At 33.2% G+C, this 12929-nt stretch carries 11 protein-coding genes, 1 tRNA gene and 1 pseudogene; 2 read left to right on the top strand and 11 right to left on the bottom strand.

Annotated elements, in window-relative coordinates; genetic code table 11:
- Nucleotides 1–1036: 1036 nt before the first annotated feature.
- The 5 genes from A9G09_RS04135 to A9G09_RS04115 form a co-directional block, all read right to left on the bottom strand.
- Nucleotides 1037–1483, bottom strand: coding sequence for a hypothetical protein (locus tag A9G09_RS04135; protein WP_065633644.1), 447 nt, complete (start codon nt 1481–1483; stop codon nt 1037–1039).
- Between the two features lie 96 nt (nt 1484–1579).
- Nucleotides 1580–2167: an HNH endonuclease gene (locus A9G09_RS04130; RefSeq protein ID WP_255307656.1), complete on the bottom strand. Its 588-nt coding sequence runs from the start codon at nt 2165–2167 to the stop codon at nt 1580–1582.
- 128 nt (nt 2168–2295) lie between these two features.
- A complete protein-coding gene (locus A9G09_RS04125; protein ID WP_218056825.1) occupies nt 2296–3573 on the bottom strand; it encodes an AAA family ATPase in 1278 nt (425 codons plus the stop codon).
- A 23-nt stretch (nt 3574–3596) separates the two neighbouring features.
- Nucleotides 3597–4016 (bottom strand): DUF6246 family protein, encoded by a 420-nt coding sequence (locus A9G09_RS04120; protein ID WP_141671523.1) that lies wholly within the window; start codon nt 4014–4016, stop codon nt 3597–3599.
- Nucleotides 4017–4535: 519 nt separating this feature from the next.
- Entirely contained in the window at nt 4536–4898 is a 363-nt protein-coding gene (locus tag A9G09_RS04115; RefSeq protein ID WP_065633642.1) for a hypothetical protein, read from the bottom strand.
- Between the two features lie 570 nt (nt 4899–5468).
- Here A9G09_RS04115 and A9G09_RS04110 point away from each other — a divergent pair.
- Entirely contained in the window at nt 5469–6098 is a 630-nt protein-coding gene (locus A9G09_RS04110) for a site-specific integrase (RefSeq protein WP_065633641.1), read from the top strand.
- A gap of 26 nt (nt 6099–6124) precedes the next feature.
- On the opposite strand, the gene A9G09_RS04105 is transcribed toward A9G09_RS04110, so the two are convergent.
- Nucleotides 6125–6201, bottom strand: a tRNA-Ile gene (locus tag A9G09_RS04105).
- A 222-nt stretch (nt 6202–6423) separates the two neighbouring features.
- On the opposite strand from A9G09_RS04105, the gene A9G09_RS04100 reads away from it, so the two are divergent.
- Nucleotides 6424–6786 (top strand): DUF4156 domain-containing protein, encoded by a 363-nt coding sequence (locus tag A9G09_RS04100; RefSeq protein WP_065633640.1) that lies wholly within the window; start codon nt 6424–6426, stop codon nt 6784–6786.
- Nucleotides 6787–6839: 53 nt separating this feature from the next.
- Here the strand turns inward: A9G09_RS04100 and serC are convergent, their stop codons facing one another.
- The 5 genes and pseudogenes from serC to argC all read right to left on the bottom strand — a co-directional run bounded on the left by serC (nt 6840) and on the right by argC (nt 12889).
- Complete coding sequence (gene serC, locus A9G09_RS04095) at nt 6840–7925, bottom strand: 3-phosphoserine/phosphohydroxythreonine transaminase (RefSeq protein ID WP_065633639.1); 1086 nt, start codon at nt 7923–7925, stop codon at nt 6840–6842.
- A 159-nt stretch (nt 7926–8084) separates the two neighbouring features.
- Nucleotides 8085–9458 (bottom strand): argininosuccinate lyase, encoded by a 1374-nt coding sequence (argH, locus tag A9G09_RS04090; protein ID WP_065633638.1) that lies wholly within the window; start codon nt 9456–9458, stop codon nt 8085–8087.
- A gap of 227 nt (nt 9459–9685) precedes the next feature.
- Nucleotides 9686–10903: pseudogene (locus A9G09_RS04085) on the bottom strand (argininosuccinate synthase); the annotation flags it as partial.
- Between the two features lie 104 nt (nt 10904–11007).
- Nucleotides 11008–11787 carry an acetylglutamate kinase gene (argB, locus tag A9G09_RS04080; protein WP_065633637.1) on the bottom strand — a complete coding sequence of 260 codons (780 nt, stop codon included), beginning with the start codon at nt 11785–11787 and terminating at the stop codon, nt 11008–11010.
- Nucleotides 11788–11878: 91 nt separating this feature from the next.
- The gene (gene argC, locus A9G09_RS04075) at nt 11879–12889 is read right to left on the bottom strand and encodes an N-acetyl-gamma-glutamyl-phosphate reductase (protein WP_065633636.1); all 1011 of its coding nucleotides are present in this window, start codon (nt 12887–12889) and stop codon (nt 11879–11881) included.
- Nucleotides 12890–12929: the final 40 nt, after the last annotated feature.

Below are 12929 nucleotides of genomic sequence, written 5' to 3'. Positions count from 1 at the left end.
AAGGATTTTCCCATTTCTGGTAAGCTAATGGATATACACTTGAGGTACATTTTTTTTTAAAGTCTGAATAGTTAGATCTATTTAATGTAGCTTTAATATAAAATAAAGTTAATCGCGACTTCATTCCTAGAATTCCTTAATGAGATAACAAACAAAAAATGGGGATTTTTAAGTCATTGTTATAAATGTTTAAATGATAAAAAATAATAATGTATTATTTCATCTTGTGATAATAAGTAAAGCCAATAATATAACAGTTTTTTTAATTTATGGCTTTACACTTAATATATAAAATAACTTACTCACCAATCGATAATCTTACATAATAATTGATAGAACACATTTTTATATTATAAAACAGAATATTAATAAATATTTAAATTATATAGCTAAAATTACTAACTAAAATTATAACAATAAGTTTTAAACTTTTTAATGACTTCATCTAGATAAGGGTAAGATACCATAATTTGTGTTAGTCCTGCACTCCTAGCCAATGTTCTGTTGCTCGGTATGATTCTAACATCTGCATAATAAGCAAAGTTAATATATGTATTTTTAATATTTACTAGCTCTCGGGAAAATAAGCAGAGTAACTATACGTCTGGGGTATCACTATCGAGGTTAAAATCATCACCATAATTTAAAAACGTTACAATTAATTAATTTATTATAGTGCATAATTCATCTGTTTCGATACTTTAATCTGTTATTTTTAATATTAAATAATGCCTCGCTAGCCTTATTGAATTAGAAATTCGCGGAAATAGATATCTACTAAAAAAATCAAAAATACCAATATTTATTACACCATCTACTTTAATTAAATATTTAGTTCTGACATCGATTTCTAATTGCTTGAAACAGTGAATCTGCCATATGTTCTCCAGACATAAAAATCCCGCCGAAGCGGGTTGTGATCTAGGTTAGATTTTATCTAATATTAATTTATGTAGTCGATATTTAATTGATTTCAGGCTTAAGGTTTAGATTAATATTCAGTTATTTCTTATTTTCATAAGTAAATAATTAAAATTTACTCTATTATTCTTTCGCATATTATTTCTGTTTTCTCTTTGTTGTTGTTAGCTTCATTAACTTCATCCCTGCTTTCATAAATTATTTTCATTTTAAATTTATCAGAAGATATATATTCAATAGAATTATTGTTTTTAGTGGTTATGCCAAAAGCTGACTTGGCGATCGATGATTTCCCGCTAAAATTACTTAGATTAAAAGGATTAACTTTTTTATCACTTTCTATCCAAAACTGATTATCTTTAATATAAAACCTTACTAAGGTTTTATTTGTCGATTTTTTAGGCGAAGATTCAAAATCCTGAAAAAGACCATTTTCCCATTTTGCTTTGTATCTATCAAATGTACATCCCCAATCCCCTACAAGCATTTCCTCTGTAACTTTTTTTTCACCGCAACCGAATAAAGCAAGGCTTACTAGGCTAATTAATATAAATCTTTTCATATCATCTCCTTAATTTTTTAAATAATGGTATGTTATTTAATGGGTTGGGGCAATAAAAAACCCGCATAAGCGGGTTGGATGTATTGATTATATATATTATCTTGGATCTAATGCTATTTTTTTTGTGTTTATATCAAGCTCTTCTAGTTCTTCGTCCCATAGATTGTTATCTTTAAGTTTTTGCTTTATTGCTAAATAATAAGGATCGTTATGAAGAACATTTGACGTTGTAGCAGAAAAAGCTTTATCAGCTGAACATGCAGATAATAATCCCTTAATTTCATTACGGGCTTTATAATCTATAGTGCCATGATATAAACATTCTAATGTTTCCTTAACGAAATTGCACAAATTGAATCTAGAATCAATTAATCTTTCTTTATCGTTCAAGTTAAGGACATTAATTGTTAACTGCCCCATGTTTGAATTAGATTTAGGATATAATCTAGCTGCCTCCACACATAGATGCTCTTTGGGTTCGTCTTTGCAAGGATTAATGATTGGCTCTTTTCCTGTATCGTGGTTCCCTTTGTTACCATTGCATTTTTTACAAGATGGTAATAAATTATCCCAACATACTACTTCTGATTTATAAAGACTTTTAGGATGAAAGTGTTCAACCTCCATATAGGAATCTTCTACTTGTAATTCAGTTTCACAATAAGCACATTTATAGTTAGACAGCTTGAGTAAAGCTTCTTTTATTTTTTCTTTATTCCAAACAGAAGCGCCTGTATTTATAAATTACTCAGTCAATTGTTTGACTTTGTCATCTGATAAATACGCTGGGCACGGCGTTCTGTTTAACTTTATCATTTGCTTCGCCCGTTAAGCATATCTAATTGGAAGCGAGACAATGCAAGGTCAGTGCTACTTGGGTGTAGTTTTAATCTAAGTTCATCAAATATTCTGTTTGCATTTAAAACATCATTCGCATCTAAAGCTTTATCAAATTCTTTTTGCTTGCTTCTGAACCATTCTGTTCTTGTATCTCTCATACCCATTACATCAGTAAGGATTTCTTCAACAGTCCAACCTTTAAAGCCATATGGTGCAATATCTAAGGTTCTTTTTTCTAAATGACCATTTTCTCCAGACAAAGCTATAACTTCATTTGCCTCGGCGGTCTGGATAACGTGAGGACTATGAGTGCTGATGATAAATTGGGCGTTCGGAAATGTTTTTGTAAGAACGCTACAAACTTTACCTTGCCATTCAGGATGAAGATGTAACTCTATTTCATCGATTAGCACTACACCATCAAAATCTTTTACAAAAATGTCTGGGAAACGTATTTGAACTTCTCTAATAATACCCCATACAATAGATATGCACGTTTTAAATCCTGAGGATAAGTATTCATAAGGAATAATTCCTGTTGGAGTATTAATATAAATTTCCATATCTTGTTTAAGTGCAGAAAAGGAATAGGATTGATTTAAAATGCCGAATGCTTTTTTCGCTAATTCTATTGAATTTTTATCATTATCATTAGTATATGGTTTAGAAGATAATAATTCGTTTTTGATAAACCAATCTTTTGCATTCTCATTTGACACACCATCTAAATTACATAAATGGCGTTCTACTTGTTCATAAATATTTAAATTGTCTATCCATTTATGAGAGAATAACCTTTCAGTTTTTAAATATATTAGATAGGGTGAATTTTCCATATAGTGCTTATAAAGCTTTTCGTGATAAGCTGGAGTATTACCTTCATAATTCCTTGGTTCAAACGAGTCAACTAAGAATGTATACGCTTGGTTTTTATTAAAATCACATTCTATACAAATCCTCCCAATTTCAGTATTCACTTTCTTTCGTAAAATAGAAGTCGAACTTTTATTTAAACAATGAGCTATTGAATCCAAAATGTTAGTTTTACCAATACCATTTTCACCACAAATAATGTTCATTTTTGGGTCAAATTTCTCAATTGATAAGCTAGATATACCGCCAACATTTTCTATTTTGAGAGATTCAATTTTCATCGCATTATCCTGTTTATTTTTATCATCAGAATAATAACATAATATTTCAATAAGCTGATCATTAAATGATCTCTTAAAGCTGATGGATTTTTTCATATTATTTATATGCCAATAAAAGGTTAGTTATTTAACCCAACGGCCGAATCCGCATAAGCCATCGCTGAATCATAGTCATCTTGAGAAATAATTTCTTTATCATTAGCCGGAAATTCAGCTTCCATCGCTTCTTCAAATGCCGTCATTGACTTATTCCACGCATCAGTATCACTCATACCAAGATGAGCAACCGCCATGTATACGAACTCCTTAGCATGAAATTTATCACTATAATCAGCGTTTTCACTTTTCTTTTTCTTCTCAATCTCGCCGATTAAACCGTGCTTTAACAAAAGTTGAGCAAAAATAATTCTATCTTCAATTGGTAACAACCCCTCTATTTGTGTTAACTTATCATCAATGTCTCTCAGATACCCAGTAATAACAGAACAATCGTTCGCACAACATGCGCTTAGTACATTATCGGCAGTATCGACGACCAACTGTTCCGTAGCATTGTCATAAACACCAAATAGAATCGAAAAAGATTCAACTATTTGTTTGGGTGTTCCTATTTTTTTCATGTTCAGAAAAGAAGGAATAAATAAAAAGCTTCAGCTTTTAATATGTATAACTAACTGTCCTATATCTGTTATTGCTGGTTTCATATTATGATTTTTTTTAGTTGTGGTTGTTGGAATTACTGTTTTGGTCACACTGACTGCACTCGTATCCTCAATAGAGCATGTACAAAATATTATCGTCGATGATTTGTGTTGATATTTTAGATTTGCTATTAACGACAGATAAAACATTTACACTTTTAAGTGTCATGCTTTACTTCGTATATATTTTAGCTATAAAAAAACCGCTAACTCGGTTTAAGAGATTTAATTACTAATGTCTTTTAATAAAAGGCGATTCAGCATAGTGGGCTAACATAAATTTTTCAGTTTCATTATTTGTTATTTATATAACCGCTCATGTAGCGGTTTTTAATTGTAAATAATATTATGAAACATCTACCAAGATAATTCTTCTTTGTCGGCTTTATTGTTTTCTTCATACATCATTAGTATGTTGCTATAACTACACATATCTAAACCACTATTACAATAATCCTTAATCACCTGATCCATTATTTTTCTATTTTTAGCCTTAGTAGCTTTTTTAAATGCATTTAAATTCTCTTGCTCCATCATTCTCAAATTGGATGCTTGGCACATGTCTAGTTGTTCACAATAATCTTTTTTTACATTACCCTTAATATATTCGATAACTTCTTGCTTTTGAGCCTCTGAACCATCAAAGTCCATTGGATGAATAAATTTAGCTTGTGCAGCTGTAGAAAATAACATCGAAAGTAATACTATCTTTTTTAGCATAAAAAACTCCCTTTTTAACCTACCAATTTTTATTAATAATACTTTTTTTATATTGTTTTTAGAAGTTCAAAAATCAAAGTGGAATAAATTGCACTTCACAAAGTACAAAATAAAGCTTTTATTGAAGAATAACTCGTTTGATATCGGCCTTATCCAATTAATTTTAAGAACATTTTTACAATCAGTATTTAGTATACGATAGCTATTATTTAAAGGAAATAATGGTGACAAATGTTTAATGACATAACTTTCGAGGCAATGATTTATAACTCAAGAAAGGAGTTAATTAAAGCATCGAACACACGCAAAGGTGATTGAGTAAAAGAGATTAAGGGATAGAAAAAATCAAGGACCAAACATGACTAACAATACAAAAGAACATTAGCGAGATTTGACTGTAAACAAGCATACACAGAATACTTTTTAAAGTATCCTTACACTAGTTTTGCTGGCAAATAATTAACAGACACTATACCAAATTTTCACGACGACACTAAGAAACAAATAACAAACGGTACTAAAAATCGTTAAAGTTCGACTATTTTATGGGCTTTTAGTTTAGCATATAAAATGAATTGGATTGATGCTGTTCCTTATATTCCTCGTTATAGTGAGCCTAAAGTTCGTGTTAGATGGATAACGAAAGAAAAAGCAAATTTATTGATTCACAATTTACGGTTGCAATGGATGAAAGATGTTTGTTTTTTTGCGTTATTTACAGGTGCTCGTATGAATGAGATATTTACGCTGACATGGCATAATGTTGATTTTGTTAATCGTGTGGCTACCGTGACAAACGAAAATGCAAAATCGGGAAAAGCCAGAGCTTTATTACTTAATAATGATGCTATCGAATTAATAAGAAAGCTAAGATTTAGAAATAATTGTGAATATGTTTTTACTCGCTCAACTAACAGACGTGTTTACGATATTGATCGGAGAGACTTTAAACAAGCGTGCGAGCAATCAGGGATTGATAATTTTCATTTCCATGACTTGCGTCATACTTGGGCAAGTTGGCATGTACAAGCTGGCACACCACTTTATACACTAAAAAATCTTGGTGGATGGGAGACGTTAGAGATGGTCAACAAGTACGCCCATTTAAACGCCGATCATATGCTTGAATTTGCAAATAACGTCACATTTACGGCACAAAGGTCAATCGGCAACACTGAAATAAATGTAAGTAATGGTTAAATGCTTATATAAATCAAGGTGTTTAATGGTGGCCCCTACTGGACTTGAACCAGTGACCAATCGATTATGAGTCGACTGCTCTGACCAACTGAGCTAAGGGGCCATATTGAGAAGTGCTACTTAATTAGTAGGGTTGCGATTATAATAGAGTTATTTTTAATTTGCTACAATTAATTATTAAAATAGGTTGGGTTGCTTAATTATTAATCTTTAACTCGTAGCCATATCTATATTGATTAATAATTACAGATATTTTTTAATCTATTAACCTGATACAATAACTTTATAAATAATTATTCGTTGTTTTATTGGTTGAGGAAATATTATGTCTTTCAAAAAATGTTTACTTATTAGTGCAGCTATTTCAACCGCATTACTTTTAAATGCTTGTAGTAACTCTAACTATCAACTCACCTCTGCGGGTAGACAAGTCCAATTTATTGACACAAAACCTGCCGCTAGTTGTCAATTTGTTGGTAAAGCAGAAGGTCGTCGTAGCTCACTATTTTCTGGTTTAAAAACACACAGTGAGCTCATTCGCGATGCCGCTTCAGATTTAATGAATAAAGCTGCCGCTATGGGTGGAAATGTGATTTATAATGCCCAAGATGCATCATTGAATTATATATCAGAAGTCGCCCCGACAGATGCTGTCATGGTTGGTGAAGTTTTCCGCTGCAACAATTAAGCAAAATAAAAAAGGGAGCTTAGCGCTCCCTTTTTTGATAGAGTTTTAAATAATTATCCGTACTGTTTTTCAAAGTGCTTCATAAAATCGATTAAATAGTTAACGCCTTCAAGATCCATTGCATTATAGATTGAAGCCCTCATCCCACCAGCAATTCTGTGACCTTTAATTCCGATAATATTTGCTTGTGTTGCTTCGCTAACAAACTTTTTATCAAGATCGTCATTTGGTGATAAGAAGGTTACATTCATGATAGATCGATTAGAGATAGCCACGGTATTACGATAAAAATCGGATTGATCGATAAATTGGTAAAGTAATTGTGCCTTAGCTTGATTACGTTGCTCAATCGCTTTTAATCCACCTAAATTTTTAATCCATTTAAATACTAACCCAGACATGTACCAAGCGAATGTAGGTGGCGTATTAAACATTGAGTCATGATCCATTAATATTTTATAGTCTAAAACAGAAGGTAATACTTTTTGAGCATGACCAATTAGATCTTCACGAACAATTACAATCGTGATTCCTGAAGGACCAATATTTTTCTGTGCTCCCGCGTAAATAATGCCATAGCGATTTACATCAATTGGTTGAGATAAAATACAAGACGATAAATCAGCAACGACTGTTTTATCACCAAAATTAGGTTGTTCGAATATTTCTACTCCGTCAATGGTTTCATTAGGGCAATAATGAATATACGCACTATTATCACTTAATTGCCATTCGGACATCGGTTTGATTGAGGTTATACCTTGGTTTTTAATCACCACATTTTGTTCAATCACATTGCAGTATTTTGTTGCTTCTTTGGCGGCACACTGGCTCCAATAACCACTATTTATATAATCAGCACATATTTTATTACCAAGAATATTTAAAGGTACGGCTGCAAATTGTGCTCTTGCTCCACCTTGGCAAAAGAGAATTTTATAATTATTAGGTACGTTTAGAATATCACGAAGATCGTTGGTTGCTTCAATTGCACAAGCATCAAAATCCTTACCTCGATGACTTAACTCCATAACAGAAGCACCTGTATTATGCCAATCTAATAATTCAGTTTGAACTTGTTTTAAGACATCAGCAGGTAGTTTTGCAGGACCTGCACTAAAGTTATAACTTTTACTCATTGCAATTCACTTTAATCCTTTCAAAAAGAGTTCTATTTTTACACTGTCTTAAAAGATATACAATCATATTTTTAGTAAAAATATTTGTTTAATAAATAGGTTTTTATCAAAATGCCGACTTATCATCGGCAAATTATATAGGTAGATTTTGATAGAAAGTTATAATACTTGTTGTTTTGCGTTGTCTATGGCTATTTTAACTTGCTGTGGTGATACACCACCTTTGGCTAATCGCTTAGCTAAACATGATTCGAGTGAGAGGCTTTCATAAACATCTTGTTCAATAACCGAGCTGAATATTTTTAATTCATCCAAAGAGAGTTCTTCTAATGCTTTTTGTTTTGCTATTGCACTAATAACCGCTTCGCCGACAATGTGATGCGCTTCTCTAAATGGTATCCCTTTAGCCACCAAATAATCGGCAAGTTCAGTTGCATTAGAGTAACCTTGTTTTGCAGCTTGTCGACAAATAGCATAATTGACTTTTATATCTTCAAGCACTAATGCGGCCATATCTAGACACTCATGCCATGTGTCTAATGCATCAAATAAATGTTCTTTATCTTCTTGGAGATCCTTATTATAAGCAAGAGGTAAGCCTTTAAAGGTTATCATTGCCCCAGTTAGTGCGCCAGCGACTCGCCCTACTTTACCTCGAATAAGTTCTAATGCATCAGGATTCTTTTTTTGTGGCATTAATGATGAACCCGAGGTTACACGATCAGACAATTCAATAAAATTGGCTTCACCGCTATTGAAAATGATTAGATCTTCAGCAAATCGAGATAAATGAACCATACTAATTGACGCATTGTTCAATAGCTCCAAAATATGATCACGATCAGAAACAGAATCTAAACTATTATTGGTCGCGCAAGAAAATCCTAACCAATGAGCTAACTCATCACGATCCATTGGATAGGCGGTGCCAGCAAGCGCACCACTACCTAAAGGACAGACATCTAAACGTTTTAACGTATCTTGTAAACGACTTTCATCACGTGTTAGCATTTCATAATACGCTAAGCACCAATGAGCAAACGTAACAGGTTGTGCACGTTGTAGATGAGTGTAGCCAGGCATAACCGCTTCTTGATGTTGCTCGGCTGTAAGCACTAAGCGTTTTCTAAGTTCATTGATAGCAGTAATAAGGTGAGCGATTTCATCTTTACACCATAATTTTAGATCGGTTGTTGATTGATCGTTACGGCTACGTCCCGTATGTAATTTTTTACCTAAATCACCAACTTTGTCGATGAGTTTTTGCTCTACCCAACTGTGAATATCTTCCGCATCACTTTGTAGAATTTGTTGCGGGTTTTGTCGTACTGATTCTAATAATTCATTTAAAGCTTTTTCTAATTTTTTTTGTTCATCATAAGATAAAACGTCAACTGTCACCAATGCTTTAGACCATGCAATTGATCCAATGATATCCTGCTCTACAAGCCGATAGTCAAAGCGTAAAGAATCATTAAAATGTTTAAATCGTTGATCTGCTGCTTGGCTAAAACGCCCACCCCATAATGCCATAATTACCTCAAATATTATCTTTAAATCAATTATAAACGATTTAATTTAATCGCTTTTTTTATATATTAATTAATAATTCTATTAACACCATAAACAATATATACAGGACTTTGCCTGTATATATTATTAAGTTTTATCAAATTTAGTGATTAAAACTATTTTTTAGTTTTAGTCGCTGTCTTCGATTTGTTTGCTGTTGTTTTAGTATCAGCTTTTTTAGCTGGTTGTTTTTTCTTACCTTCATTTAATGCTCGAATGCGTGAAGATAATGAGAACAAGCGAATAAATCCACCTGCGTGACTGTGGTCGTATACTTCATCCTCACCAAAAGTCGCAAATTCTTCACTATATAAGCTATTAGGTGATTTTTTCTGAACTGCTGTAGCACTGCCTTTATAAAGTTTAACGACAACTTCACCTGTCATATCCTCAGCCAAAACATCGGCTGCCGCTTGAATTGAACGACGATATGGTGCAAACCAACGACCATCATAAACAACATAAGCCATTTCTAAACCTAATTGTTCACGCCATTTGAAGCTATCACGATCCAAAATTAACTGTTCTAAACCTCGTAATGCAGTCATCATAATTGTGCCGCCTGGGGTTTCATAACAACCACGAGATTTTATACCAACTAAACGGTTTTCAATAATATCAACACGGCCTACACCATGTTTAGCACCAATTTTATTTAAAGTCGCAACACAATTGTATGGCGATAATTTCTTGCCATTGACTGAAACCACTTCACCTTTTTCAATCCCAATGGTGACAAGTTCTGGTTTATTTGGTGCATCTTCTGGTGATACTGTCCACGCCCAACAATCTGCATTTGCTTGATTCCATGTACTTTCTAGTACACCACCCTCGGTAGAGATGTGCCAAGCATTTTCATCACGACTATAAATTTTTTCAACGGTTGCAGTTGTTGGAATTTTACGTACTTTTAAATAATCAATTAAAGCTTCGCGCGAACGTAAGTCCCATTCACGCCAAGGTGCAATAACTTTAAGTTGTGGAGCAAGTGCAGTATAAGTTGTTTCAAAGCGCACTTGGTCATTACCTTTACCTGTGGCACCATGACATAATGTATCAGCACCGACTTCTAATGCATATTCAACCTGAGCTTTAGCAATAATAGGACGAGCCATAGACGTGCCTAGGTAGTATGTACCTTCATATAAAGCACCTGTTTTTAACACAGGGTAAACATAATCTTTAACAAATTCTTCTCGCAAATCAACAACTTTACAAGCTACTGCCCCAGATGCTTTAGCTTTTTTCTCAACATCTTTTAGCTCTTTAGGATCTTGACCAACATTAGCGACTAGAGCGTAAACTTCACAACCGCCATAATTTTCTTTTAACCAAGGAATAATTGCTGATGTATCTAAACCACCTGAATAGGCTAAAACAACCTTTTTTGTTCCACTCTTTTTCATGTTATACCCTTTCTTAATTAACTTACGACAAATAAATGAGTTAAAGACGTTTGTTACTTACTGTAAATATAAATGACCAGTTTAATATACTGTCTGAATTATATTTAAGCAATAATTCTTGTCCCTGTTATTCCTGATTTTCCATTAAATAAATCAATCAGTTTATCTGCTTCTTTCCAACTGGCTATATCGATAGGTCTACCTAATGCTTTAGCCGCTTCAAAAGCTGAATTTACTTTTACTACCATGCCATCGGTAATCACCCCACTAGCAATTAAATTATCGGCATTTGATTGAGTTAATGATGCTATTAATTGCTTGTTCCCATCTAAAACACCAACTACATCAGAAAGTAAAATCAAATCGGCATCTAAAGTTTTTGCCAGTGCAACAGCTGCGTGATCGGCATTAACATTCATCATTTTACCCTCTTGAGTTATACCAATAGAACTCATAATGGGTAGATAACCTGAATTAAGTAGTAAATTTACTAAACTAGGATCGCCACTGCTAGCTTCCCCAACATAACCCAATTCTTCTGATATCTGTTTAACTTCAACACTATTACCATCTGCTAAACAGAGCCCAACGCTTGGAATCGCTAATTTTTTTGCTTCAGATAACAAGGTAGTATTAGCACTGCCTGCTAAGCTTCCAACAATAACATCAATTTGATCAGCGGGTGTAACACGTAATCCATTTCGGCGCACAACAGGTAAGGATAAACGGTCCATTAAAGAATCAACTACACTGCCCCCACCATGAACAATAACAAGTGGACGTTGAAAATTCTTCTTATATTTACTAATCACATCAAATAGATTACTTAATGCATCTTTATTATCGAGTAACACTCCACCAAGTTTAATAATTAATGGTTTCATTTTCATTTCCTATTGATTCAAATTAAGTTAATCATTTTATAATTGAATAGGTTGCAAATTGTTAATAAGCTTGTCGCTGAATTTACTTCACCTAAAGTAATGAAGTTGTTTCTTCAAAACCAAATCGAATATTCATACATTGTACCGCTTGCGCTGCTGCACCTTTCAATAAATTATCTTCAACCGCAATCAAAATAAGATGTCGTCCTTTTAAAGCAAATCCAATATCACAAAATGGCAAACCCACTACAGATTTTAAGGCAGGCCAATCTTTTTGATAAATTCTGACTAAAGGTTTATTGTGATAATATTTATTTAAAGCTGCCAAAATATCATCTGATGTAACACCCTCTTTTACAAGGCAAGTAATGGTGGCATGAATACCTTGTTTAAAACTACCAAGATGGGGAGTAAAAATAACGTCTTGCCTTAAATGTGTGGCAATTTCAGGTTGATGTCGATGTGTAAATAATCCATAAGCATGCAAGCTCACTTCACAAAATAGATTATTTAGTGAAGGTTTACGACCTGCACCACTAACGCCACTCACTGCATTGATAACAGGCCATTGCGTTTTATCTAGCAGATCTTCCTCAATTAATGGTTTTAACGGTAATTGTGATGCGGTAGGATAACAACCAGGCACTGCAATTAATTGTGCTTGTTTAATCGCCTTATAATTCCATTCAGCTAAACCATATACTGCCTGTTCTAACCAGGTTTTATGTTGATGCTCAAAACCATAATATTGCTCATAAAAAGAAGTATCATTAACACGAAAAGCACCTGATAAATCAATAACTGTGCAACCTCGTTCTAAAAAATAAGGCACAATATTATGGCTAACGAGATGATCGGTTGCGAGAAACACAACATCAACCTGCTCGATAAGGGAAGAATAATCATTGGTTGCAATTAAGGGTAAATCAACAATACCTTTTAACTGAGGATATAAATCCCGATCTGAAATACATTTACCACCATCTTGGCTATTTTCAGAAACAGTTAAGGCGATAATATCGATATTAGGGTGCTTATTTAAATAATAAGCAAGTTTAGCACCTGCATAACCACTCGCTCCCACAATTATTGCTTTTAACATATTATTCCTTATTTATTATTTTTAATAATAGACATATAGT

Source organism: Gilliamella sp. wkB292 (assembly GCF_001690235.1).
Classification (GTDB): domain Bacteria; phylum Pseudomonadota; class Gammaproteobacteria; order Enterobacterales; family Orbaceae; genus Gilliamella; species Gilliamella apicola_F.
This window is presented reverse-complemented; position numbering and strand designations above follow the sequence as displayed.

Coding starts and splice junctions, on each gene's coding strand:
- A9G09_RS04125 (WP_218056825.1), bottom strand. CDS start 3,573: ATGAAAAAATCCATCAGCTTTAAGAGATCATTTAATGATCAGCTTATT.
- A9G09_RS04135 (WP_065633644.1), bottom strand. CDS start 1,483: ATGAAAAGATTTATATTAATTAGCCTAGTAAGCCTTGCTTTATTCGGT.
- serC (WP_065633639.1), bottom strand. CDS start 7,925: ATGAGTAAAAGTTATAACTTTAGTGCAGGTCCTGCAAAACTACCTGCT.
- A9G09_RS04110 (WP_065633641.1), top strand. CDS start 5,469: ATGAATTGGATTGATGCTGTTCCTTATATTCCTCGTTATAGTGAGCCT.
- argH (WP_065633638.1), bottom strand. CDS start 9,458: ATGGCATTATGGGGTGGGCGTTTTAGCCAAGCAGCAGATCAACGATTT.
- argB (WP_065633637.1), bottom strand. CDS start 11,787: ATGAAACCATTAATTATTAAACTTGGTGGAGTGTTACTCGATAATAAA.
- argC (WP_065633636.1), bottom strand. CDS start 12,889: ATGTTAAAAGCAATAATTGTGGGAGCGAGTGGTTATGCAGGTGCTAAA.
- A9G09_RS04115 (WP_065633642.1), bottom strand. CDS start 4,898: ATGCTAAAAAAGATAGTATTACTTTCGATGTTATTTTCTACAGCTGCA.
- A9G09_RS04100 (WP_065633640.1), top strand. CDS start 6,424: ATGTCTTTCAAAAAATGTTTACTTATTAGTGCAGCTATTTCAACCGCA.